18 protein-coding genes and 1 pseudogene are annotated in these 23408 nt (G+C 72.0%); 12 read left to right on the forward strand and 7 right to left on the reverse strand.

The window, feature by feature from the left end:
• The first annotated feature begins 14 nt into the window (after positions 1-14).
• From OOJ98_RS09165 to OOJ98_RS09175, 3 genes are all read left to right on the forward strand, one after another.
• Positions 15-947 carry a diacylglycerol kinase gene (locus OOJ98_RS09165; RefSeq protein ID WP_267054125.1) on the forward strand — a complete coding sequence of 311 codons (933 nt, stop codon included), beginning with the start codon at positions 15-17 and terminating at the stop codon, positions 945-947.
• 45 nt (positions 948-992) lie between these two features.
• Positions 993-3821, forward strand: a complete 2829-nt coding sequence (locus OOJ98_RS09170) for an RNA helicase (protein WP_267054126.1) — start codon at positions 993-995, stop codon at positions 3819-3821.
• A 159-nt stretch (positions 3822-3980) separates the two neighbouring features.
• On the forward strand, positions 3981-4610 hold the full coding sequence (locus OOJ98_RS09175; RefSeq protein ID WP_267054127.1) for a TetR/AcrR family transcriptional regulator: 630 nt from the start codon (positions 3981-3983) through the stop codon (positions 4608-4610).
• 59 nt (positions 4611-4669) lie between these two features.
• Here the strand turns inward: OOJ98_RS09175 and OOJ98_RS09180 are convergent, their stop codons facing one another.
• From OOJ98_RS09180 to OOJ98_RS09190, 3 genes are all read right to left on the reverse strand, one after another.
• Positions 4670-5521, reverse strand: a complete 852-nt coding sequence (locus tag OOJ98_RS09180; protein WP_267054128.1) for an aldo/keto reductase — start codon at positions 5519-5521, stop codon at positions 4670-4672.
• Positions 5522-5839: 318 nt separating this feature from the next.
• Complete coding sequence (locus tag OOJ98_RS09185; protein ID WP_267054129.1) at positions 5840-6685, reverse strand: siderophore-interacting protein; 846 nt, start codon at positions 6683-6685, stop codon at positions 5840-5842.
• A 49-nt stretch (positions 6686-6734) separates the two neighbouring features.
• A complete protein-coding gene (locus tag OOJ98_RS09190; protein WP_267055572.1) occupies positions 6735-7643 on the reverse strand; it encodes a 5'-3' exonuclease in 909 nt (302 codons plus the stop codon).
• Between the two features lie 234 nt (positions 7644-7877).
• Between OOJ98_RS09190 and OOJ98_RS09195 the strand changes: the two genes are divergently transcribed.
• The 4 genes from OOJ98_RS09195 to OOJ98_RS09210 all read left to right on the forward strand — a co-directional run bounded on the left by OOJ98_RS09195 (position 7878) and on the right by OOJ98_RS09210 (position 12266).
• Positions 7878-8984 carry a glycine betaine/L-proline ABC transporter ATP-binding protein gene (locus OOJ98_RS09195; protein ID WP_267055573.1) on the forward strand — a complete coding sequence of 369 codons (1107 nt, stop codon included), beginning with the start codon at positions 7878-7880 and terminating at the stop codon, positions 8982-8984.
• Positions 8977-10779, forward strand: coding sequence for an ABC transporter permease/substrate binding protein (locus OOJ98_RS09200; RefSeq protein WP_267054130.1), 1803 nt, complete (start codon positions 8977-8979; stop codon positions 10777-10779). Before OOJ98_RS09195 ends, OOJ98_RS09200 begins: the two co-directional genes overlap by 8 nt.
• A 219-nt stretch (positions 10780-10998) precedes the next feature.
• Positions 10999-11553 (forward strand): helix-turn-helix domain-containing protein, encoded by a 555-nt coding sequence (locus tag OOJ98_RS09205; RefSeq protein ID WP_267054131.1) that lies wholly within the window; start codon positions 10999-11001, stop codon positions 11551-11553.
• Positions 11553-12266: a helical backbone metal receptor gene (locus tag OOJ98_RS09210; RefSeq protein ID WP_267054132.1), complete on the forward strand. Its 714-nt coding sequence runs from the start codon at positions 11553-11555 to the stop codon at positions 12264-12266. The genes OOJ98_RS09205 and OOJ98_RS09210 overlap by 1 nt, the downstream gene beginning before the upstream one ends.
• A gap of 21 nt (positions 12267-12287) precedes the next feature.
• Here the strand turns inward: OOJ98_RS09210 and OOJ98_RS09215 are convergent, their stop codons facing one another.
• Positions 12288-13403 (reverse strand): TDT family transporter, encoded by a 1116-nt coding sequence (locus OOJ98_RS09215; protein ID WP_267054133.1) that lies wholly within the window; start codon positions 13401-13403, stop codon positions 12288-12290.
• Between the two features lie 70 nt (positions 13404-13473).
• On the opposite strand from OOJ98_RS09215, the gene OOJ98_RS09220 reads away from it, so the two are divergent.
• Positions 13474-14418, forward strand: a complete 945-nt coding sequence (locus OOJ98_RS09220) for a LysR family transcriptional regulator (protein WP_267054134.1) — start codon at positions 13474-13476, stop codon at positions 14416-14418.
• 876 nt (positions 14419-15294) lie between these two features.
• On the opposite strand, the pseudogene OOJ98_RS09225 reads toward OOJ98_RS09220, so the two are convergent.
• From OOJ98_RS09225 to OOJ98_RS09235, 3 genes and pseudogenes are all read right to left on the reverse strand, one after another.
• Positions 15295-15972, reverse strand: a pseudogene (locus OOJ98_RS09225) (gamma-glutamyl-gamma-aminobutyrate hydrolase family protein); the annotation flags it as partial.
• 37 nt (positions 15973-16009) lie between these two features.
• On the reverse strand, positions 16010-17461 hold the full coding sequence (gene eat, locus OOJ98_RS09230) for an ethanolamine permease (protein ID WP_267054135.1): 1452 nt from the start codon (positions 17459-17461) through the stop codon (positions 16010-16012).
• 159 nt (positions 17462-17620) lie between these two features.
• Entirely contained in the window at positions 17621-18361 is a 741-nt protein-coding gene (locus OOJ98_RS09235; RefSeq protein WP_267055574.1) for a FadR/GntR family transcriptional regulator, read from the reverse strand.
• Between the two features lie 89 nt (positions 18362-18450).
• On the opposite strand from OOJ98_RS09235, the gene OOJ98_RS09240 reads away from it, so the two are divergent.
• The 4 genes from OOJ98_RS09240 to OOJ98_RS09255 all read left to right on the forward strand — a co-directional run bounded on the left by OOJ98_RS09240 (position 18451) and on the right by OOJ98_RS09255 (position 23386).
• A complete protein-coding gene (locus OOJ98_RS09240) occupies positions 18451-19815 on the forward strand; it encodes a glutamine synthetase family protein (RefSeq protein WP_267054136.1) in 1365 nt (454 codons plus the stop codon).
• Between the two features lie 8 nt (positions 19816-19823).
• On the forward strand, positions 19824-21194 hold the full coding sequence (locus tag OOJ98_RS09245) for an aldehyde dehydrogenase (RefSeq protein ID WP_267054137.1): 1371 nt from the start codon (positions 19824-19826) through the stop codon (positions 21192-21194).
• A 6-nt stretch (positions 21195-21200) separates the two neighbouring features.
• Complete coding sequence (locus tag OOJ98_RS09250) at positions 21201-21983, forward strand: 3-oxoacyl-ACP reductase (RefSeq protein WP_267054138.1); 783 nt, start codon at positions 21201-21203, stop codon at positions 21981-21983.
• A gap of 125 nt (positions 21984-22108) precedes the next feature.
• Entirely contained in the window at positions 22109-23386 is a 1278-nt protein-coding gene (locus OOJ98_RS09255; protein WP_267055575.1) for a haloacid dehalogenase-like hydrolase, read from the forward strand.
• Positions 23387-23408: the final 22 nt, after the last annotated feature.

Raw genomic sequence — 23408 nt, forward strand, 5'->3', positions numbered from 1 at the left:
GTAAGGTCCGGCGGGTGACCAGCGAGATCACCCTCTTCGTCAATCCCACCGCGGGACGCGGCCGGGGCGCGCACGCCGCGCAACCGGCCGCTTCGGCGTTGCGGGCCGCGGGATTCTCGGTGCGCACCGTCCTCGGCGAGGACGCGGGCGACGCGCTGCGCCGGGCCCGCCGCGCCGTCGAGGGAGGCACCGGGGCGCTCGTCACCGTCGGCGGCGACGGCATGGTCAACCTGGCCCTCCAGGCCGTCGCCGGCACCACCACCCCGCTCGGCGTGATCGCCGCCGGCACCGGCAACGACTTCGCGCGCGCCCTCGGCCTGCCCGTACGCGACCCGGCGAAGGCCGGCGAAGTGGCCGCGAGGGCCCTCGCGGACGGGCGGGCCGCGGAGATCGACCTGGGCCGGACCGGCGACCGGTGGTTCGCCACCGTCCTCGCCTCCGGCTTCGACTCCAAGGTCAACGACCGCGGCAACCGCATGCGCCTGCCCGGCGGCCGTTTCAAGTACGACCTCGCGATGATCGCCGAACTGGCCGCGTTCAGGCCCGTCCCGTACAAGGTCACCCTCGACGACGGCGAGACCCGCGAGATCGAGGCGACCCTCATCGCGGTCGGGAACTCCACCTCCTACGGAGGCGGCATGCGCATCTGCGCCGACGCCGACCTCACCGACGGGCTCTTCGACGTCACGGTCGTCGGGGACTGCTCACGCACGACCCTCCTCAAGGTCTTCCCGCGCGTCTACAAGGGCACCCACCTCGACCATCCCGTGGTCCGTTCCTACCGCGCCGCCTCGATCACGCTCGCGGCCCCCGGCATCACGGGCTACGCCGACGGCGAGCCGCTCGGCCCGCTCCCGATCACCGCGGAGTGTGTACGCGCCGCGGTACGGGTATTGGCTCCGGTACCGGCGCCCGGCCGGAAGGCCGCGGCACCAGGCCTCCAATAAAGATCGCGACCTCTGTCAGAGGCGGCGGGTAGGCTCGAAGACAAGATGACAGAGGACCTCTCACCAGCCGAAGCGTACGCAGCTGCCCGGCTCCGCGCCGCCGAGCAGGCCACCGCGCTCGCACCCTTCCGTGACCTGTACGACTTCGATCTGGACCCCTTCCAGATCGAGGCCTGCCAGGCCCTCGAAGCCGGAAAGGGCGTGCTCGTCGCGGCCCCCACCGGCTCGGGCAAGACCATCGTCGGCGAGTTCGCCGTGCACCTGGCCCTGGGGCAGGGCCGCAAATGCTTCTACACGACGCCCATCAAGGCGCTGTCCAACCAGAAGTACGCCGACCTGGCGCGCCGTTACGGCGCCGACAAGGTCGGCCTGCTCACCGGCGACAACAGCGTCAACGCGGACGCGCCCGTGGTCGTCATGACCACCGAGGTGCTCCGCAACATGCTGTACGCGGGCTCCCAGGCGCTGAGGGGCCTCGGCTATGTGGTGATGGACGAGGTGCACTACCTCTCCGACCGCTTCCGCGGCGCCGTTTGGGAAGAGGTGATCATCCACCTCCCGGACTCCGTCACCCTGGTCTCCCTGTCGGCGACGGTCTCCAACGCGGAGGAGTTCGGCGACTGGCTCGACACCGTCCGCGGCGACACCGAAGTGATCGTCTCCGAGCACCGGCCCGTGCCGCTGTGGCAGCACGTCATGGCCGGGCGCCGGATGTACGACCTCTTCGAGGAGGAGTCCGACCACGGCGGCCGGGGCACCGCACGGCGCGAGGTCAACCCCGACCTGCTGCGCATGGCGCGCCTGGAGAACCAGAAGACGTACAACCCGCGCGACCGGCGCCGCGGCAAGATGGTGCGCGAGGCCGACCGCGAGCGGGAGCGCCGCTCGCGCTCCCGGATCTGGACACCGGGCCGCCCCGAAGTCATCGAACGGCTCGACGCCGAAGGCCTGTTGCCGGCCATCACCTTCATCTTCAGCCGCGCCGCCTGCCAGGCCGCGGTCCAGCAGTGCATGTACGCGGGGCTGCGGCTCAACGACGAGGAGGGCCGCCAGAAGGTCCGCGAGATCGTCGAGGAGCGCACCGCCTCCATCCCCGGCGAGGACCTGCACGTCCTCGGCTACTACGAGTGGCTCGAAGGCCTGGAGCGCGGCATCGCCGCCCACCACGCCGGCATGCTGCCAACCTTCAAGGAGGTCGTCGAGGAGCTGTTCGTACGCGGCCTGGTCAAGGCCGTGTTCGCCACCGAGACCCTCGCCCTCGGCATCAACATGCCCGCCCGGTCGGTGGTGTTGGAGAAGCTCGTCAAGTGGAACGGCGAACAGCACGCCGACATCACCCCCGGCGAGTACACCCAGCTGACCGGCCGCGCCGGGCGCCGGGGCATCGACGTCGAGGGCCACGCGGTGGTCCTGTGGCAGCGCGGCATGGACCCGGACGCGCTGGCGGGCCTGGCCGGCACGCGCACGTATCCGCTGCGCTCCAGCTTCAAGCCCTCGTACAACATGGCCGTCAACCTGGTCCAGCAGTTCGGCCGGCACCGCTCGCGCGAGCTCCTGGAGACCTCCTTCGCGCAGTTCCAGGCCGACAAGTCCGTCGTGGGCATCTCGCGCCAGGTCCAGCGCAACGAGGAGGGCCTCGACGGCTACCGGGAGGGCATGCGCTGCCACTTGGGCGACTTCGAGGAGTACGCGCGCCTGCGGCGCGACCTCAAGGACCGGGAGACCGACCTCGCCAAGCACGGCGCCGCCCAGCGCCGGGCGGCCGCCGCGGCCTCCCTGGAGAAGCTCAAGCCGGGCGACATCATCCACGTGCCGACCGGCAAGTTCGCGGGCCTCGCCCTGGTCCTCGACCCGGGAATCCCCGCGGGCCGCACCAACGGGCACCGCGGCTTCGAGCAGCACGACGGGCCCCGCCCGCTGGTGCTGACCGCGGAGCGGCAGGTCAAGCGGCTCGCCTCGATGGACTTCCCGGTTCCGGTGGAGGCCCTGGAGCGGATGCGGGTCCCGAAGTCGTTCAACGCGCGCTCGCCGCAGTCCCGCCGGGACCTGGCGTCCGCGCTGCGCACCAAGGCCGGGCACATCGTCCCCGAGCGGCACCGCAAGGCCCGCTCCGAGGCAGCCGACGACCGCGAGATCACCCGGCTGCGCGCCGCCCTGCGCGCCCACCCCTGCCACGGGTGCGACGAGCGCGAGGACCACGCCCGCTGGGCCGAGCGCTACTACCGCCTCCAGCGCGACACCCAGCAGCTGGAGCGGCGCATCGAGGGGCGTACCAACACCATCGCGCGCACCTTCGACCGGATCGTGGCGCTGCTCACCGAGCTCGACTACCTGCGCGACGACGAGGTCACCGAGCACGGCAGGCGCCTCGCCCGGCTCTACGGCGAGCTCGACCTGCTGGCCAGCGAATGCCTGCGCGCCCGCGTCTGGGAGGGCCTGAGCCCGGCCGAACTGGCCGCCTGCGTATCGGCGTTGGTATACGAGGCGCGTCAGTCCGACGACGCGGTCGCGCCCAAGACACCGTCCGGCCCCGCCAAGGCCGCGCTCGGCGAGATGGTACGGATCTGGGGCCGGCTCGACGCCCTGGAAGAGGACCACAAGATCAACCAGGCGGAGGGCGTGGGCCAGCGCGAGCCCGACTTCGGCTTCGCGTGGGCGGCCTACCAGTGGGCCTCCGACAAGGGCCTCGACGAAGTGCTCCGCGAGGCCGACATGCCGGCCGGTGACTTCGTGCGCTGGTGCAAGCAGGTCATCGACGTCCTCGGCCAGATCGCGGCCGCCGCTCCGCGCGAGAACAGCACGGTGTCCAAGAACGCCCGCAAGGCGGTCGACGCCCTGCTGCGCGGCGTCGTCGCCTACAGCTCGGTCGGCTGACGGCCCGGCGGTACGCGCGCCTCGCGTACCGCCGGTCCTCGCGCCCACGGCCCCCGCCGCCCGTCGACGGGGGCCGCCGCCTGTCCGTGCAGCCGTGCCCGCTCGTGCGCGAAATCGCGCCACCCGGCGCGTTTCGGCCCGTGTGCGACGATCGTTCGCATGAGCTCCACTACGGGACGAAGGGTCGGACGGCCGCGCGCGGTCCAGCGGCCGGACAGCGGTCTTGCCGCGCGCGACGAACTGCTCGGCGCGGCAGCCGAGTTGTTCACGCTGCACGGTTACGCCGCGACCACGACCCGTGCGGTGGCGGACCGGGCGGGGCTGCGCCAGGCCACGATGTACCACTACTTCGCGGGCAAGGAGGACCTCCTCGCCGAGCTGCTCGAATCGACGGTCACCCCCTCCCTCGACCTGGCGCGGCGGCTCCTCGACGACGCCACACGCAGCGCCGAGGACCGGCTGCGCGCGCTGTGCCGCTTCGACGTGGAGCTGCTGTGCGGCGGGCCCCACAACCTCGGGGCGCTGTATCTGCTCCCCGAGGTGCGGGCCGAACGCTTCGCGGTGTTCCACCGCAACCGCGCCGAACTGAAAGCGGCGTACGCGGAGCTGCTCGCGGGGACACGGTCCTGCGCAGGCCTCGACGCGGACGAGGTGGCGCTCCGTACGGATCTGGTCTTCGGCCTGATCGAGGGCGTCATCCTGATCCACCGCTCGGCGCCCGCCCGCCCGGTGCCGGCCTTCGCCGCGGCCACCGCGGACGCGGCGCTGCGCATCGCGGGCGCCGCCTGAGGGCCGGGCCCGGACGGCCCGCCCGTCGACTCCCGTGTCCTGCGGGCCGGTTCGGGGCCTCAGTCCTCCAGGCGGTGCGTGCCCAGCCGGGTGACCATCTCGGGATCGCGATGGTCGAAGAACAGGGACGCGCCCGTGTCGAGGGTGGCGATCCGGGCCATCTGCTCATCGGTGAGCCGGAAGTCGAACACGTCGAAGTTCTCGGCCATGCGCTCGGCGCGCACCGACTTGGGGATGGCGATGACACCGCGCTGGGTCAGCCAGCGCAGCACGACCTGGGCGACGGACTTGCCGTGCGCCGTGCCGATCTCGGCGAGCAGCGGCTGGCCGAACAGGTCGTTCCTGCCCTCGGCGAAGCCGCCCCAGGACTGGATCCGCACCCCGTGCTGCTCCATGAGTTCCTGGTAGTCGGCGCGCTGGAAGAACGGATGGGTCTCGATCTGGTTGACCTGGGGCGTGATCTCGTTGTTGTTGATCAGGTCGATCAGCCGGTCGGGGTAGAAGTTGGCGACGCCGATCGCCTTCGCGGTGCCCTCGCGGTGCAGCGCCTCCATGGCCCGCCACTGGCCGTAGACGTCGCCGAAGGGCTGGTGGATCAGGTACAGGTCGAGGTGGTCGAGGCCCAGCTTGTTCAGGGACGTCTCGAACGCGCGCCTGGTGTTCTCCTCGGCGGGGGCGTCCTGCACCCACAGCTTGGTCGTGACGAACAGGTCCCCGCGCGGAACCCCGCTCGACGTGATGGCTCGGCCGACGGCCTCCTCGTTGCCGTAGGCGGCGGCCGTGTCCAGCAGGCGGTAGCCGGTAGCCAGCGCCTCGGAGACGGCGCGCTCGGTGTCCTCGGCGGGGATCTGGTAGACGCCGAAGCCGAGGAGCGGCATCTCGACGCCGTTGTTGAGAGTGACGGTCTCCATGAGCGGTGTCCTTCACTGTGCGGGTGGGTGGGGCGGGGGAGAGGGCAGGTCAGGCACGGCCGAGGGCTCCGAGCGCGCCGTCGGCCACGACGGGTCGCCCCCCGGGTGTCGTCATGTCACTACGGGATGCTCGGCTGCCATGACTTCAGTGTCACCCGCACCCGGCCGGGCCGCGGCGCGGGAGAGCCGCCGCACGGAGGCGCCTGGAGCCCGGGATTCCTCATCCGCGCGCCCGGACGCACGAGACCCCCGGCGGGCAGCGGCCGGGGGTCTTCGCGCGTCTCGCCCTTCAGGGGCCGTGGTTCGGTCGTACGTGCCTCAGGCCGCCGGGGTCTCCTGCTCGCGCTCCACCTGCTCGTTCCACTCGCGCTTGGCCGCGCGCCAGGCGTCGTCGTCCTGGCCGAGGCGCCAGTAGCCCGAGATCGAGAGCCGCTCGCGCGGCACGTGGTGCGCGACGCGCAGCAGGGCACGCAGCTCCTTCACGAAGCCCGCCTCGCCGTGCACGAAGGCGTGCACATCGCCGGCCGGGAACTCCAGGCCCTTCACGGCGTCCACCAGCGTGGAGCCCACCGGGGCCTCGCCCCGGTGCAGCCACGTCACCGCGGTGCCGTCCGGGGTGCTGATCTTCTGCTCCTCCTCGGGGCCGCTCACCTCGACGAAGGCGCGCACCACGGCGCCCGCGGGCATGCGCTCCAAGGCCGCCGCGATCGCGGGCAGCGCGCTCTCGTCGCCGGCGAGCAGGTGCCAGTCCGCCGCGGGGTCCGGCGCGTATCCGCCGCCGGGGCCGAGGAAGCGCACCGTCTCACCGGGCTCGACGCGGGCCGCCCAGGGGCCCGCGAGGCCCTCGTCGCCGTGGACCACGAAGTCGACGGACAGCTCGCGGAGCTCCGCGTCCCAGCCGCGCACCGTGTAGGCGCGGGTGCTGGGCCACTGCTCGCGCGGGAACTCGGCGCGGATGCGCTCCATGTCGAAGGGCTCGGGGTAGCTCACGCCCGGCGCCGGGAACAGCAGCTTGATGTAGTGGTCGGTGTGCTCGCCGGCGGTGAAACCGGCGAGCGACTCCCCGCCGAGCACGACCCGCACCATGTGCGGGGTGAGCCGCTCGGTGCGCACCACCTGGGCCTCGTTGATCTTCGGTGTCTTGCGAGACGGCCGGTCTGCCACAGTGCGCTCCCCTGATTCACCATTAGTTAGGTTTACCTAACCTAGCACCTCAGGCGCGAAGAGTGGAGAGCAGCCTGCCCGTCGCCCCCGCGAGCCCCCACTGCGCCACCAGCTCCTCCAGCGTCGCCGGATCGAGCGGCTCCGTGGGTACCACCGGGTCGAACGCCGGAAGCGCCACGTCCATCGCGACCCGCACCACCTTCGGCGCGACGTCCAGATAGTCGGCCGCCTCCAGGATCCCCCGGCGCTTGGCGGGGGTCAGCTTGGAGAAACGGTCGGCGGCGGCCGCCCGGACCCCCACCAGATCGCCGTACTCGTTGATCAGCTGGGCCGCCGTCTTCTCGCCGATGCCCTTCACGCCGGGCAGCCCGTCGCTGGTGTCTCCGCGCAGCGCCGCGAAGTCCGCGTACTGGTCGGGGCGCACCCCGTACTTCGTGCGGATCATCTCGTCGTCCACCAGGTCGCAGTCGCCCACGCCCTTGCGCGGGTAGAGGACCCGCACCCCCCGCTCGTCGTCGACCAGCTGGAACAGGTCGCGGTCGCCGGTCACGATGTCGACCGGGCCCGGCGCCAGGCCGGACAGGGTGCCGATCACATCGTCCGCCTCGTACCCCGCTACGCCGACGCGGGCGATGCCCAGCGCGTCCAGCATGGCGTCGATCACCGGGACCTGCGGGGCGAGGGTGTCCGGCGTCTCCTCCTCGTCGGGCTGCCCCGCCGGGGTCTCCTCGGCCACCCGGTGCGCCTTGTAGGAGGGGATCAGGTCGACCCGCCACTGCGGCCGCCAGTCCGCGTCCATGCACGCCACCAGATCGTCCGGCCGGTGGTCGTGGACCAGGCGGGAGATGAAGTCGAGCAGGCCGCGCACGGCGTTGACCGGCGTGCCGTCCGGGGCCCTGACCGTGTCGGGGACCCCGAAGTAGGCCCGGTAGTAGAGGGACGAGGTGTCGAGGAGCATCAGGCGTCGCGTCACACCCCCGATGATGCCGCACACCACTGACAGTGACCGCGCCCACCGCGACGGGACACCGGGGTTCGCCCCGCGCACGTGAACAAGTGAACTGGATCACTGTTGCGTTTGCCCGGGAACCGCCTGGGAAGGCGCGTCGCCGGAGCGGACCCAGGTATGGATTTCAACCATTTCTCGGGCTGCGGACCGAATCCGCGCCGCTCCACGGCCCGCCCGCGGGGGATGCGGGCCGTTCTCAGTTCAACCCGTGAGGTGTATGTGTCCAGGCTGCAAGCCGAGCAGCTCTACAAGGTGTTCGGCAGACGACCCGAGGAAGCCGTCAGCAAGCTCGAAAGCGGCGCCGACCGCGACGAGCTGCGGGCCGACGGGACGACCGCGGCGGTGATCGACGCCTCGTTCACGGTGGAACCCGGTCAGATCTTCGTGGTCATGGGCCTCTCCGGCTCCGGCAAGTCGACCCTGCTGCGCATGCTCAACGGGCTCCTCGAGCCCACGTCGGGCCGCGTCCTGTTCGACGGGCAGGACCTGACCGGTCTCTCCGCCCGTGACCTGCGGACGGTCCGCTCCAGCAAGATCAGCATGGTGTTCCAGCACTTCGCGTTGTTCCCGCACCGCAGCGTCCTGGAGAACGCCGCGTACGGCCTCGAAGTCCAGGGCGTACCCCGTGCCGAGCGCGAGAAGCGGGCCGCCGAGGCCCTGGAACTCGCCGGGCTCGGCGGCTGGGGCGACTCCTGGCCCGACGAGCTCTCCGGCGGCATGCAGCAGCGTGTGGGCCTGGCCCGCGCCCTGGCCACCGACGCCGACCTGCTCCTCATGGACGAGTCGTTCAGCGCGCTCGACCCGCTGATCCGGCGCGACATGCAGGACCAGCTGCTCGAACTGCAGAAGCGCCTCAAGAAGACGATCGTCTTCATCACGCACGACCTCAACGAGGCCATGCGGCTCGGCGACAACATCGCCGTGATGCGCGACGGACGCATAGTCCAGCTCGGCACCGCCGAGGACATCCTGCTCACCCCGGCCAACGACTACGTGGCCTCCTTCATCCAGGACGTCGACCGCTCCCGCGTGCTCACCGCGCTCTCCGTGATGACCGCCCCGCACCGGCCCGACGTCGGCACCTGCGACTGCGAGACGGTGCTGGCCGACACCCCGGTCGCCGACGTGTGCGCGGTGGCCGCGCGGGTCCCGCACCCGGTCGCCGTCAAGGACGCCGAAGGCGCCGTGCTCGGCGTCGTACCGCAGGAGCGGCTCATCGCCTTCCTCGGTGACGACAAGCAGGGCCCCGTGGCCTGCTCCTCGATGAAGGATGTGGCCGCCCATGCCTAGGCTCCACCTCGGCGACTGGGTCGACAGCGCCGTCAACTTCCTCCAGGCCCACCTGTCCTGGCTGTTCGATGCCATCACCCATGTCGTCAACGGCATGTACAACGGCATCAACACCGTCCTCGACGCCCCCCAGCCCCTGCTCTTCGCCGGCATCCTCGCCGTCGTCGCCTGGTGGCTGCGCGGGCTCTCCGCCGGCGTCCTGACCTTCGCCGGGTTCGCGCTGATCGACTCGATCCAGCTGTGGGACGACACCATGTCGACCCTGTCGCTGGTGCTCGTCGCCGCGATCGTGACGCTGGTCGTGGCGATCCCGCTCGGCATCTGGGCCTCGCGCTCCACCACGGTCAGCGCCGTGATGCGGCCGGTCCTGGACTTCATGCAGACCATGCCGGCCATGGTCTACCTGATCCCCGGCATCATCTTCTTCGGCGTCGGCGTCGTCCCGGGCATCATCGCCACCATCGTCTTCTCGCTGCCGCCCGGCGTGCGCATGACCGAACTCGGCATCCGCCAGGTCGACGGTGAACTCGTCGAGGCGGCCGAGGCGTTCGGCACCACCCCGCGCAACACGCTGATGCGGGTCCAGCTGCCGCTCGCACTGCCGACGATCATGGCCGGCATCAACCAGGTCATCATGCTCAGCCTCTCCATGGTCGTCATCGCCGGCATGGCGGGCGGCGGCGGCCTCGGCGGCGCCGTCTACCGCGCCATCGGCAACGTCGACATCGGGCTCGGCTTCGAGGCCGGCATCTCCATCGTCGTCCTCGCCATGTACCTGGACCGCATGACCGGCGCGCTCAGCCGCCAGGTCTCCCCGCTCGGCCGTCGCGCGCTCGCCAAGGCGAAGGCCGCCACCGGTGGGCTGAAGATCTGGAACTACCGGCCGCAGCCCGTCGTCGCGATCGTCGGCGTGGTGATCCTCGCGCTCGTCGCCGGCGGCATGAACATGTTCGGCTCCTCCGGCGAGACCACCGCCTCCGGCGCCAAGAACGTCGGCAAGGGCAAGAAGATCTCGCTCGGCTACATCCCCTGGGACGAGGGCGTGGCCTCCACCTTCCTGTGGAAGGAGCTCCTGGAGCGCCGCGGCTTCACCGTGGACGCCCGCCAGTACGAGGCCGGCGCGCTCTACACCGGCATGGCCGGCGGCCAGATCGACTTCGAGACCGACTCCTGGCTGCCCACCACGCACGCCCAGTACTGGGCGAAGTACAAGGACAAGCTGGAGGACATGGGCTCCTGGTACGGCCCGACCTCCCTGGAGCTCTCCGTGCCGTCCTACGTCAAGGACGTCAACACCCTCGACGACCTCAAGGGCAAGGGCTCCGAGTTCCAGAACCGCATCGTCGGCATCGAACCGAGCGCCGGCGAGACCGGGATCCTGAAGGACAAGATCCTCAAGGAGTACGGCCTGGACGGCGAGTACAAGGTCGTCGACGGCTCCACGCCCGGCATGCTCGCCGAGCTGAAGCGGGCGTACGCCAAGAAGGAGCCCATCGTGGTTCCGCTCTGGTCGCCGCACTGGGCGTACAACACGTACGACCTGAAGAAGCTCAAGGACACCAAGGGTGCCTGGGGCAAGGGCGACGACGTGCACACCCTGGCCCGCAAGGGCTTCGGCGCCGACAACGCCCAGGTCGGTAAGTGGCTGAAGAACTTCCACATGGACGAGAAGCAGCTCACGAGCCTGGAGGCGAAGATCCAGTCGACGGGCAAGGGCAAGGAGCAGGACGCCGTGCGCGCCTGGCTGAAGGAGAACCCGGGCCTCGCCGACAAGTGGACCCCGGTCGCTTCCTAGCGGACCCCCCACCCGCCGGGCGGACCCCGCCCCACCTCCCTTTCCGCAGCCGCGGCCGGTCCTCCGGCCGCGGCTGCGGAACGTCGCGATCCGGTCCGTTCGCGTACACAACCGCCTGCGATCTCGGCGGGACGGTCCCCTCCGGGCCCGAAGCTGCGTAGGGTGACCTGCACAGCCGGTGCGGACGCGGACCGAGGGAACGGGGAGGGAGCCCGGGAGATGGACGACAAGGAAACTCTTCGGGTGGGGGTGGCGGTGCGGCGCCTGCGCCGCAGCCTCGGCCTCACTCTCGCCGTGGTCGCCGAGCGCAGCGGCCTGTCGGTGCCCTTCCTCAGCCAGGTCGAGAACGAGCGCGCCCGCCCCAGCGCCCGCTCCCTCCAGCGCGTGGCGGACGCCCTGAACACCACGGTCGGCGAGCTGTACGACGCCGCCGACTGCACCCGGACCGTCGACGTCGTACGGGCCGAACCCGACGGGGACGCCCAGGGCGTACGGTCCCTGCTGCGCGGCCACCACCAGCTGCACGCCATGGAGTTCACCGGCGACCAGGACACCGGGCGCGAATTCCAGCACCGCAACGACGAGTTGATGTACGTGGCCGACGGCGCCGCCGAGGTCGAGGCCGAGGGCCGCGCCTACCGCCTGGAGCGCGGCGACACGCTCTGCCTGTCCGGCGGGGTGCGCCACCGCTGGCGCGCGGCGCTCCCCGGCACCCGCATCCTGGTCGTGGCGGTCGCCGACCACATCGAGGCCATCGAGGAGACCCGCCACTGATGCGGGTGGTCTCGCTCGTGCCGTCCCTGACGGAGGCGGTCGAGGTCAGCGCGCCCGGCCTCCTGGTGGGCGTGACCGGCTGGTGCACCCACCCCGCGCACCTCGACGCCGAGCGGATCGGCGGCACCAAGAACCCCGATGTCGCTCGCGTCGTGGCCCTCGCCCCCGACCTGGTGATCGCGAACGAGGAGGAGAACCGGCCCGAGGACCTGGCCGCGCTCGCCGCCGCCGGGCTCGATGTCCTGGTCACCGAGGTCCGCACCGTGGCAGGGGCCTTCACCGAGCTGGAGCGCGTCCTGGTCGCGGGTTGCGGTCTGGCGCGGCCCGCCTGGCTGGACACCGCCGAAGAGGTCTGGGCCGGGGTGCGTCCGGGCCCCGAACGCCGGGCCGTCGTGCCGATCTGGCGCAAGCCCTGGATGGTGCTCGGGCGCGACACCTTCGCGGGCGACCTGCTCGCCCGTCTCGGCGTGCGCAACGTCTACGCGGGCCACACCGAGCGCTACCCGCGCATCGCGATCGACGAACTGAACGAGGCCGGCGCCGACCTGGTCGTGCTCCCCGACGAGCCCTACCGCTTCACGCCCGAGGACGGCCCCGAGGCCTTCCCCGCGCTGCCCGCAGCGCTCGTCGACGGCCGTCAACTCACCTGGTACGGGCCGTCGTTGGCCGAAGCGCCGGCCGTACTCGGCGCGGCGCTCGGCATCGACGTCTGAGGGACCCGCCCCTCGGCGGGGCTACTTCTTCACGGGCGCCGCGAGGAGCTTCCCGTTCACCAGGCCCCGCACGGTGTGGAACCCGGCCACCAGCCACGCGGCGACGAGCAGGGCGTACAGGGTGACGGCCAGCCAGTCGAAGGCGTGCAGGCCGGTGTGGCGGGCGAGGCCCTCGGCGCCGGTGACGCAGGTGCCGACGGGGAAGGTGAAGGCCCACCAGGTCATCGCGAAGCCCATGCCGCGCCGGGCGGCGCGCACCGCCATCGCCACCGCGAGCGCCAGCCACATCAGGGCGAAGCCCATCACCGGCACCCCGTACAGGACGGCGAACGCGGCCATGCCGTGTGCGTACGTGGCCTCGATCGAGCCGCCGGCCACATCGGCCAGCTTGTTCACGGCGGTGGTCGACTGGCCGAGCGGACCGAGCACCAGGAACAGGGTCGGGGTGAGGAACAGGGGCAGCGCGCCCCGGTGGATCAGGCGGGAGAAGACCACCGGCAGGATGACCAGCGTGGCCAGCAGGCTCATCCCGAACATCGCGTACGAGCCGAGCAGCATCGCCTCGCGGGCCTGGCCGGCGGGCAGATGGGGGACGAGCAGCGGGCCGAGCGTCGCCGACACCATGGGCGCGACCACGGGCAGCAGCCAGACGGGGGAGGCGCTGCCGGGTGCCACGTCGTGCCGCACGACCATCAGATAGGGCACGGCCACGGCCGCCACCACGCCGATCACGGTGCCGAGCGCGTACAGCACCCACGCCAGCGGTACGGCCGCGCTCTCGCCGATCAGATCGGCGCCCACGGAGAGCGAGCCGATGCCGACGGCCAGGAAGGCCATCGAGAGGCAGCCGTAGAAGGGCGCGACGGCCGGATCGAGGAGGTGTGCGCGGGCCTGGTCGCGGTGGTGCAGCCAGTGCCCGGCGCGGGCCACCAGGAGGACGACGAGCAGGCCGAGCGAGAGCGCCCAGATCACCGGGAGGCCGGGGATGTGGAAGGGCAGGCCCGCACCCGCGTTCGCGATGATCGCGGTGCCCATGATCGCGGCGTACCAGTTCGGGCCGAGGTGACGCAGGGCGGGGCGGCGCCGGGCGGTGGCGAGGGGTCGGGTGCGGGGGCGCGGTTGCGCGAGGGTGGCCATGTGTCCAGCTTCCGCCGGGCTCTGCGGCCCCGCCACGCCCGTCGCGGCTATGAGCCCATAAGCTGGGTTTATGAGCACGAACGGTTCCGGGGAGACCAGCCCGCTGGCCCATCGCGTGCCCGACCTGGGCGCGATGGAGCTGCTGCTCGCCGTCGCCCGGCACGGCAGCCTCGGGCGCGCGGCCCGCGACCTCGGCATCACCCAGCCCGCCGCGAGCAGCCGCGTCCGCTCGATGGAACGGCTGCTCGGCGTCGCGCTGGTCGACCGCTCCCCGCGCGGCTCCCGGCTCACCGCCGAGGGCGTCCTGGTGACGGACTGGGCCAGGCGGGTGGTGGAGGCGGCCGAGGCGTTCGACGCGGGTGCGCAGGCGCTGCGCGGGCGCCGGGACTCCCGGCTGAGGGTCGCGGCGAGCATGACGATCGCCGAGTACCTGCTGCCGGGCTGGCTGATCGCGCTGCGCGCCGAGCGGCCCGGCACCGCGGTGTCGCTCAGCGCGGGCAACTCGGCGGTGGTGGCCGAGCGGCTGCTCGCGGACGAGGCCGACCTCGGTTTCGTCGAGGGCCTCGGCACGCCCCCGGGCCTCGACTCCGCGGTCATCGGCCACGACCGGCTGGTGGTGGTCGCCGCGCCCTCGCACCCCTGGGCCCGCAGGCACCGTCCGCTGCCGCCCGCCGAGCTCGCCGCGACCCCGCTGATCCTGCGCGAGCCCGGGTCGGGGACGCGGCAGGTCCTCGACGCGGCGCTCGCCGCGCACGGGGGGCTCGCCGAGCCCCTCATCGAGCTGTCCTCCACGACGGCGGTGAAGGCGTCCGTGGTCAGCGGGGCGGGGCCTTCGGTCCTCAGCGAGCTGGCGCTGGGGGAGGAGCTGGCGGCGCGCCGTCTTGTACGGGTCCCTGTCGAGGGGGTTCGTCTGCGGCGCGACCTCCGCGCGGTATGGCGCCGGGGCCCCCTCCCGGCGGGCCCCGCCCGCGCCCTCCTCTCCCTCACCCGAGCGACTGGCTCCGCCGCGGGCTGAGGATGCGCATGCTGCCCGGCACCCGTGCCGCCAGGGGCGCGGGGAACTGCGCGGGACGCGGGCACGGTCCGCAGGCGTAGGCGGGGTTGCCTGGGGCTCCGCCCCAGACCCGGTTCGGGCCTGAACGGCGCTCGTCCTCAAACGCCGGACGGGCTGGGGGTGTGCATGCTGCCCGGCGTGGCGTAGCTAGGGGCGCGGGGAACTGCGCGAGAAGCGGGCACGGTCCGCAGGCGTAGGCGGGGTTGCCTGGGGCTCCGCCCCAGACCCCGGTTCGGGCCTGAACGGCCCTCGTCCTCAATCGCCGGACGGGCTGAGGGGGCCAGCATGGGCCGGGGTCGAGCAGCCGGAGGGGCTGAGGATGTGCATGCTGTCCGGCACCCGTGCCGCCAGGGGCGCGGGGAACTGCGCGGGACGCGGGCACGGTCCGCAGGCGTAGGCGGGGTTGCTTGGGGCTCCGCCCCAGACCCCGGTTCGGGCCTGAACGGCGCTCGTCCTCAATCGCCGGACGGGCTGAGGTGGCCGGCATGGGCCAGGGTCGAGCAGCCGGACGGGCTGAGGGTGTGCATGCTGCCCGGCACCCGTGCCGCCAGGGGCGCGGGGAACTGCGCGAGAAGCGAGCACGGTCCGCACCCGATGGCGGGGTTGCCTGGGGCTGCGCCCCAGACCCCGTTCGCGCCTGAACGGCCCTCGTCCTCAAACGCCGGACGGGCTGAGGGGGCCCGTGTCGACCGGCGCCGAGCAGCCGGCCGGGGTGGCGTCGGGCTCGGCCGTGTGAACGGACTGTGCGGGGGCGGCCGGGACCGGGCGAACGGGCGGGGTGGCGTTCGGCGGGGCCGGGTAGTCGGGCGGGGTGAGGCCGGACGGGGTCGAGCGGGGGGATGCTGCTCGGATCAGGGCCTCGGCCACTCGGAGGTCCGTGCCCATCTCGGGGTGCCACTGAACCCCCAACACCCAGGCGGAGCCGGGAAGTTCGGCCGCCTCCACCGTGCCGTCCTGCGCGTACGCCGAAACGACCAGACCCTCCGCGAGCCGGTCCACGCACTGGTGGTGGTAGGTCGGCACGGCTGTCGCCTCGGGGACGAGCGAGGCGTACAGCGTGCCCGGTACCGGCTCCACCGTGTGCTCGCCGAACACACCGCGTCCCCCGGTGTGCCCCTCCAGGTGCTGCACCAGCGTCCCGCCGAGCGCGACGTTGAGGAGCTGCAGCCCCCGGCAGATGCCGAGCAGCGGGGTGCCCGAAGCCAGTGCCGCCTCGATCAGGGCCAGCTCCCAGGCGTCCCGTTCGCGGGCGGGCGGCCCGGTGCGCGGCGACGGCTCGGCCCCGTACCTGACCGGGTCGACATCCGCCCCGCCCGCGACGATCAGGCCGTCCAGGCGCGCCACCACCTCCGCCGCGGCCCCCGGCCCGTCGTCCGGCGGCAGCATCGCGGCCAGCCCGCCGGCCGCCCGGACCAGCCGGGGGTATCCGGCCGGCAACAGGGCGGCGGGCAGCTCCCACACGCCCCACCGGGCGGGCTCCAGATACGTACTGATGCCGATGAGCGGCTTGGGCACGGCGGCGGTCTCCATTCCAGGAAGCGGCGGGCGAGGGTCAGTCCCGGGCGAGTTCGGCCTCGGCGGCGGCCAGGGCGGCGAACTCCTCCTCGGGCGCGCCCGCGACCAGACGGTGGCGACTGTAGAAGGCGAAATAGGCCAGCGCGACCGCATAGACCCCCAGCGCGATGAACGCCGCGTCCTTGTCCACCAGGAACGTCGCCACGAGGGCGAACAGCGCGAGCACGAAGGCGACCGAGGAGGTCACCACTCCGCCCGGTGTGCGGTACGGCCGCTCCAGGCCCGGCTCGCGGCGCCGGAGCACCAGATGCGAGAGCGCCATCAAAGCGTACGAGATCGTGGCGCCGAACACCGCGACGTTCAGCATCCGGCCGCCGTTGCCGCTCCACGCGGCCAGCGCGAACCCGAGCGCGCCGGGGATCAGCAGGCCGAGGTAGGGCGACTTGCGACGGCTGGTGAGGGAGAGGAAACGAGGCAGGTAGCCGGCCCTCGACAGGGCGAAGAGCTGGCGCGAACCGGCGAAGATCAGCGAGAAGAACGACGCCACCAGGCCCGCGAGCCCCGCGTAGTTGACGAACCGGCTGAGCGCGGTCGGCCCGCCGTCGCCCTGGAGCGCGACCACCAGCGGGTTGCCGGCGTCCTTGATGGCGGCCGAGCCGTGCGCCCCGGTCGCGGCGAAGAACGTCACCACGGCGAGCAGCACCAGGATGGAGAGCGAGATGGCGAGCGCGCGCGGCATGGACCGCACCGGGTCCTTCGCCTCCTCCGCCGCGAGCGGCACCCCCTCCACGCCGAGGAAGAACCACATGCCGAAGGGGAACGCGGCCCAGATGCCGAGCACCCCGAACGGCAGCCAGGAGTTGGAGCCGAGCGCGGACGCGTCCACCGGGATGTCGTTGAGGCGGGCCGCGTCGAAGTCGGTGAACGCGCCGACGGCGAAGACCAGCAGGGCCGCCACGGCGATCGCGGTGACCACCAGGCTGAAGCGCAGCGCCTCGCCCACGCCCCACAGATGGATCCCGATGAAGACCACGAAGCAGGCGAGGTAGACGGGCCAGCCGGAGGTCAGCCCGAACAGGCCGAGGGATTCGACGTAGTCACCGATGAAGAGCGAGATCGCGGCGGGCGCCAGGATGTACTCGATGAGGATCGCGGTGCCGGTCAGGAACCCGCCCCAGGTGCCGAGCGCCCGGCGCGCGAAGCCGTAACCGCCGCCCGCGGTGGGCAGGATGGCGGAGAGTTCGGCGAGCGAGAAGACGAGACAGGCGTACATGATGCCCATCAGGACGGTGGCCGCGGCGAGCCCTCCGAATCCGCCCTTGGACAGGCCGATGTTCCAGCCGGAGAAGTCGCCCGACACCACGTAGGCGACGCCGAGGCCGGTGAGCAGCAGCCAGCCGGCGCTGCCGCGCCGCAGGGTGCGCCGGTGCAGGTAGTCGTCCTCGGCGGAGGCGGGTGGTGCGGTACGCAGGTCGGTGCCCTCGGCCATGAGCCGCTCCAGATGATCGTCAGGGGAGATCAGGTCAATGGTTCGGCTGCATACCTTTGTCGCAGGGAAGGAGATGCGCAAGGGGTGTACGTAAAACCGCGGTTACGGCATGCGTGCGGGAGCCCGGCGGTGAACGGGCCCGCCCGGGGCTCGGGCTCCTCAGGTCAGGAAGCCGCGCAGCAGCGCCGCCGTCCCCCCGCAGTGCTCCCGCATCACCTCGCGCGCCCCGTCGGCGTCGCCGTCGAGCACCGCCTCGACCAGCGCGGTGTGCTGGTGCTGGGAGTGCTCCAGGTTGCGGACCAGGAGCGGGATGCAGTCCAGGAGGTCGTTCACGGTGGCCCGCACCGCCGCGTACTGGGCGGTGAGGCTGGGCGATCCGGACAGCTCGGAGAGGGTGAGGTGGAGCAGGGTGTCCTGGCGGCGGTAGTCGGAGAGTTCGGCGTCATGGGTCGCGGCGAGTGCGGCCCGCAGCCGCTCGGCGCCCTCCTCGCTCAGGCCGTGCGCCGCGCACAGCCCGGCCGCACCGACCTCCAGGACCTCGCGGAAGCGCAGGGCGTCCTCGACGTCGACCGACGCGATACGCCGGCGCAGCTCGTCCTCGCCGCCCTCGGCCGGTCTGGGCAGTACGAACGTGCCGCCGTACCTGCCGCGTCTGCTCTCCACCAGGCCCTGGTCCTGGAGGACCTTGAGCACCTCGCGCAGGGTGACCCGGCTGATCCCCATCCGCTCGGCCAGCTCCCGCTCCGACGGCAGGCGTTCACCCGGCGGCACCAGGCCGAGGCGCAACAGCTGGAGAACCTGCTCCAGTGCTTCCTCGAAGCCGTTCCCGGCCCGTACGGTCCGCAGGACGGGGACGAGCGTGTCCGGCGTCCGGCCCTCCGCGTGGTCCGCCGCATCGATCTTCTTCGCCACGTCGTGGATTCCTCTTCCCAATCAATGGTCTTACCCCATACCTTATGGCTCTCGGCTGACCCAAGGAGGAGCTTCCCGTGGCAGACCGCACACCCCCGCTCTCGATCGAGGAGCTGCGAGACCTCGTCGCGAGCGGTGAGATCGACACTGTCGTCCTCGCCTTCCCCGATATGCAAGGGCGGCTGCAGGGCAAGCGCTTCGCGGCCGGCTTCTTCCTCGACGAGGTCCTGGCCCACGGCACCGAGGGCTGCAACTACCTGCTGGCCGTCGACACCGAGATGAACACGGTCGACGGTTACGCGATGTCGTCCTGGGAGCGCGGCTACGGCGACTTCGCCATGCACGCCGACCCGGCGACCCTGCGCCGCGTGCCGTGGAACGAGGGCACCGCGATGCTCATCGCCGACCTCGGCTGGAACGACGGCTCGCCCGTCGTCGCCGCGCCCCGCCAGATCCTGCGCCGCCAGCTGGAACGCCTCGCGGAGCTCGGCTACACCGCGCAGGTCGGCACCGAACTCGAATTCATCGTCTTCAAGGACAGCTACGAGCAGGCCTGGGACGCCGGCTACCAGGGCCTCACCCCGGCCAACCAGTACAACATCGACTACTCCGTCCTCGGCACCGGCCGCATCGAGCCGCTCCTTCGCCGCATCCGCAACGAGATGCAGGCCGCGGGCCTGACCGTCGAGTCGGCCAAGGGGGAGTGCAACCCCGGCCAGCACGAGATCGTCTTCCGCTACGACGAGGCCCTGGTCACCTGCGACCAGCACGCCATCTACAAGACGGGCGCCAAGGAGATCGCGGCCCAGGAGGGCGTCTCGCTCACCTTCATGGCCAAGTACGACCAGCGCGAGGGCAACTCCTGTCACATCCACCTCTCGCTCACCGATGAGAACGGCGCCAACGTGATGGCGGGCGACGGGTCCGACCCCATGTCGCCCGTGATGCGCCACTTCCTCGCCGGACAGCTCGCCGCGCTCCGCGACTTCTCCCTGCTGTACGCGCCGAACATCAACTCCTACAAGCGCTTCCAGCCCGGCTCCTTCGCGCCCACCGCCGTCGCCTGGGGCCACGACAACCGCACCTGCGCGCTGCGGGTCGTCGGCCACGGCGCCGGAACCCGCTTCGAGAACCGCCTCCCGGGCGGCGACGTCAACCCGCACCTCGCCGTCGCCGGACTCGTCGCGGCCGGACTGTACGGCATCGAGAACAAGCTGGAGCTGCCCGAGGCCTGCACCGGCAACGCCTACACCGGCGACTACGCCCACGTCCCCACCACCCTGCGCGAAGCCGCCGAGCTGTGGGAGAAGAGCCCCATCGCCAAGGCCGCGTTCGGGGACGAGGTCGTCGCCCACTACCGCAACATGGCGCGGGTCGAACTCGACGCGTTCGACGCCGCGGTGACCGACTGGGAGCTCCGCCGCTCCTTCGAACGCCTGTGAGGAACGAGTTGCCCACCGCATACGAGCTTCAGGTGCTCAACCCGGCCACCGAGGACGTGATCGCCGTCGTCGCCGGCGCCACCGCCGCCGACGTGGACGCGGCGGTCGCACGGGCCGCGGCCGCCCAGCGGAAGTGGGCCGCCGCGGCCCCCGCCGACCGCGCCCGCCTGCTGCGCCGCTTCGCGGCCGTGGTCGATGAGCACATCGAGGAACTGGCCCAGCTGGAGGTCGACGAAGCCGGACACACCATCGGCAACGCCCGCTGGGAAGCCGGCAACGTCCGCGATCTGCTCGACTACGCGGCCGGGGGAGTGGAACGCCTGAATGGCCGTCAGATCCCGGTCGCGGGCGGCCTCGACATCACCCTGCTCGAACCGCTCGGCGTCATCGGCGTCATCGCGCCCTGGAACTTCCCGATGCCTATCGCCGCCTGGGGCACCGCCCCCGCGCTCGCGGCCGGCAACGCGGTCGTCCTCAAGCCCGCCGAGACGACCCCGCTCACCGCCCTGCGCCTGGCCGGCCTCGCCCTGGAGGCCGGGCTGCCCGAGGGCCTGTTCCAGGTGCTGCCCGGCGCGGGCGCGATCGCCGGGGACGCACTGGTCGAGCACCCCGGCGTCGCGAAGATCGTCTTCACCGGCTCGACCCGCGTCGGCAAGCAGATCATGGCCAAGTGCGCCGACCGCGTGAAGCGGGTCACCCTCGAACTCGGCGGCAAGAGCCCCAACATCGTCTTCGCCGACGCCGACATCGAGGCGGCGGCCGCGGCCACGCCCATGTCCTTCCTCGACAACGCGGGCCAGGACTGCTGCGCCCGCACCCGCATCCTGGTCCAGCGCACCGCGTACGACCGCTTCATGGAACTGCTCGGCCCCGCCGTCGAACAGATCGTGGTCGGCGACCCGGCCGACGAGAAGACGCAGATGGGCCCGCTGATCTCGCGGGTCCAGCTGGACCGCGTCAGGTCGTACGTCGCCGACGACGCCCCCGGGCTGCGCGGCAGTGCGCCGAGCGGCCCCGGCTTCTGGTTCCCGCCGACCGTCCTGACCGGCCTCGAACCGGACGCGCCCGCCGCCGTCGAGGAGGTCTTCGGCCCGGTCGCCGTCGTCCTGCCCTTCGACGACGAGGACGACGCGGTACGGCTCGCCAACGCCACGGAGTACGGCCTGTCCGGCTCCCTCTGGACCCGTGACATCGGCCGCGCCCTGCGCGTCTCGCGCGCCGTCGCGGCCGGCAACCTGTCCGTCAACTCCCATTCCAGCGTGCGCCATTCGACGCCGTTCGGCGGCTACAAGCAGTCCGGCCTCGGCCGTGAACTCGGCCCCGACGCCCTCACCGCTTTCACCGAGACCAAGAACGTCTTCATCAGCACGGAGGCCTGAGCACACATGACCGACGACATCATTTGCCGCCGCCTGGTCGGCCGCACCGCCGTCATCACCGGAGCCGGCAGCGGCATCGGCCTCGCCACCGCACGGCGTCTGGCCGCCGAGGGCGCGAACGTGGTGTGCGGCGACATCGACGAGGGCGCGGGAAAGGCCGCCGCCGAAGCCGTCGGCGGCACCTTCGTCCAGGTCGACGTCACCGACCAGGAGCAGGTCGAGGCGCTCTTCAAGACGGCCTTCGACACCTACGGCAGCGTCGACATCGCGTTCAACAACGCCGGCATCTCGCCGCCCGACGACGACTCCATCCTCACCACCGGGCTCGACGCCTGGCGCCGCGTCCAGGAGGTCAACCTCACCTCCGTGTACCTCTGCTGCAAGGCCGCCCTGCCCTACATGCAGCGCCAGGGCCGCGGCTCCATCATCAACACCGCCTCCTTCGTGGCCCTCATGGGCGCCGCGACCTCGCAGATCTCGTACACCGCGTCCAAGGGCGGCGTGCTCGCCATGTCCCGCGAGCTGGGTGTGCAGTTCGCCCGCGAAGGCATCCGCGTCAACGCGCTCTGCCCCGGCCCGGTCAACACCCCGCTGCTCCAGGAGCTGTTCGCCAAGGACCCCGAGCGCGCCGCACGCCGCCTGGTGCACATCCCGGCCGGCCGGTTCGCCGAGGCGGACGAGATCGCCGCCGCCGTCGCCTTCCTCGCCAGCGACGACTCCTCCTTCATCAACGCCACCGACTTCCTGGTCGACGGCGGCATCGCGGGGGCGTACGTCACTCCCCTCTAAACCCGCCAACCCCCGCTGTTCACCCGGGGGACACGCACCCGGCAGCCGGGCGTCGCACGACGCCCGGCTGCGCTGTCTACCGTCCATGACGATCATCTCGACGACAGGAGTCCTCCAGCGTGTCCATGTCCCTTGCCGCCCGCCGGCTTCCCGTCCTCGCCGCGGCGCTCTCCATAGCCGCCGCCGGCCTCGTCGCCGCACAGCCCGCCGAGGCGCACCCGGCCCGCTGCCCCCAACTGACCGTCTCCCAGGGCTGGTTCGGCGACAACAAGGACCGGATCCAGGATCTGATCGACAGCTACGGCAGCTGCGGAGCGGGCACGGGCCACGGCAAGAAGCCGGTCGCCGTCTTCGACTGGGACAACACCGTCGTCAAGAACGACGTGGGCGACGCCACCATGTACTGGCTGCTGCGCCACTCCAAGATCCAGCGCCCGGTGCGCGGCGACTGGCACACCACCAGCCGCTACCTCACCGACACCGCGGCCGCCTCGCTCGCCACCGCCTGCCCGGCCGGCCGCTCCGCGACCCTGCCGACCGCCACCGACACCCGCTGCGCCGACGAGATCCTCGCGGTCTACGGCGAGGGCACCACGGGCAAGGGCGCCCCCGCCTTCGCCGGGTACGACCGGCGCACCATGGAGCCCTCGTACGCCTGGCTCGCCCAGCTCCTGCACGGCTGGACCACCGGCCAGGTCAAGGCCTTCGCGAGCGCGGCCCGCACCGAGAACCTCACGGCGCCCGCCGACGCCGTGCAGACGGTGGGCAGCAACACCAAGGCCACCGCCTGGGTGCGCTACTACGACCAGCAGCGCGATCTGATCCGTACGCTCCAGAAGGCCGGCTTCGACGTCTGGATCACCTCCGCGTCGCCCGAGCCGGTCGTCGACGTCTGGGCACGCGGCGCGGGCGTCGACCCCGGCCACGCCATCGGCATCCGCTCCACCACCGAGCACGGCCGGATCACCTCGCACCTCAAGGGCTGCGGCTCGGCCGAGGACGGCGCCGACTCGGTGATCACCTACATCGACGGCAAGCGCTGCTGGATCAACCAGGAGATCTTCGGGGTGCGGGGCGCCGCCGCCGAGAAGGTGCAGCCCGCCAAGAAGCGCCCGGTGTTCGCGGCCGGCGACTCCGACACCGACGTCTCCTTCCTGCGGGACGCCACCGGCCTGCGGCTCGTCCTGAACCGCAACAAGAACGAGCTGATGTGCCGGGCGTACGACGACAGCGACGGCCGCTGGATCGTGAACCCGATGTTCATCGAGCCCAAGGGGCGGAAGACGGCTCCCTACCCGTGTGCCACCACCGGCTACACCGGGCACGACGGCACCCCGGCGCCCGTGCGCCGCGCCGACGGCTCGGTCGTGCCCGACCAGTGGGACTCGGTGTACGGCGGCTGAACGCGCGTCCTAGGGTGTGCGC

Origin of the sequence: Streptomyces sp. NBC_00083, assembly GCF_026343295.1 — a bacterium.
Lineage (GTDB): Bacteria > Actinomycetota > Actinomycetes > Streptomycetales > Streptomycetaceae > Streptomyces.

Bases quoted from the DNA above. Each gene is read 5' to 3' on its own strand.
- OOJ98_RS09210 (WP_267054132.1), top strand. From the start codon at position 11,553: ATGCGGGTGGTCTCGCTCGTGCCGTCCCTGACGGAGGCGGTCGAGGTC.
- OOJ98_RS09255 (WP_267055575.1), top strand. From the start codon at position 22,109: ATGTCCCTTGCCGCCCGCCGGCTTCCCGTCCTCGCCGCGGCGCTCTCC.
- OOJ98_RS09220 (WP_267054134.1), top strand. From the start codon at position 13,474: ATGAGCACGAACGGTTCCGGGGAGACCAGCCCGCTGGCCCATCGCGTG.
- OOJ98_RS09190 (WP_267055572.1), bottom strand. From the start codon at position 7,643: ATGCTCCTCGACACCTCGTCCCTCTACTACCGGGCCTACTTCGGGGTC.
- OOJ98_RS09175 (WP_267054127.1), top strand. From the start codon at position 3,981: ATGAGCTCCACTACGGGACGAAGGGTCGGACGGCCGCGCGCGGTCCAG.
- eat (WP_267054135.1), bottom strand. From the start codon at position 17,461: ATGGCCGAGGGCACCGACCTGCGTACCGCACCACCCGCCTCCGCCGAG.
- OOJ98_RS09200 (WP_267054130.1), top strand. From the start codon at position 8,977: ATGCCTAGGCTCCACCTCGGCGACTGGGTCGACAGCGCCGTCAACTTC.
- OOJ98_RS09180 (WP_267054128.1), bottom strand. From the start codon at position 5,521: ATGGAGACCGTCACTCTCAACAACGGCGTCGAGATGCCGCTCCTCGGC.
- OOJ98_RS09215 (WP_267054133.1), bottom strand. From the start codon at position 13,403: ATGGCCACCCTCGCGCAACCGCGCCCCCGCACCCGACCCCTCGCCACC.
- OOJ98_RS09205 (WP_267054131.1), top strand. From the start codon at position 10,999: ATGGACGACAAGGAAACTCTTCGGGTGGGGGTGGCGGTGCGGCGCCTG.
- OOJ98_RS09170 (WP_267054126.1), top strand. From the start codon at position 993: ATGACAGAGGACCTCTCACCAGCCGAAGCGTACGCAGCTGCCCGGCTC.
- OOJ98_RS09250 (WP_267054138.1), top strand. From the start codon at position 21,201: ATGACCGACGACATCATTTGCCGCCGCCTGGTCGGCCGCACCGCCGTC.
- OOJ98_RS09195 (WP_267055573.1), top strand. From the start codon at position 7,878: ATGCGGGCCGTTCTCAGTTCAACCCGTGAGGTGTATGTGTCCAGGCTG.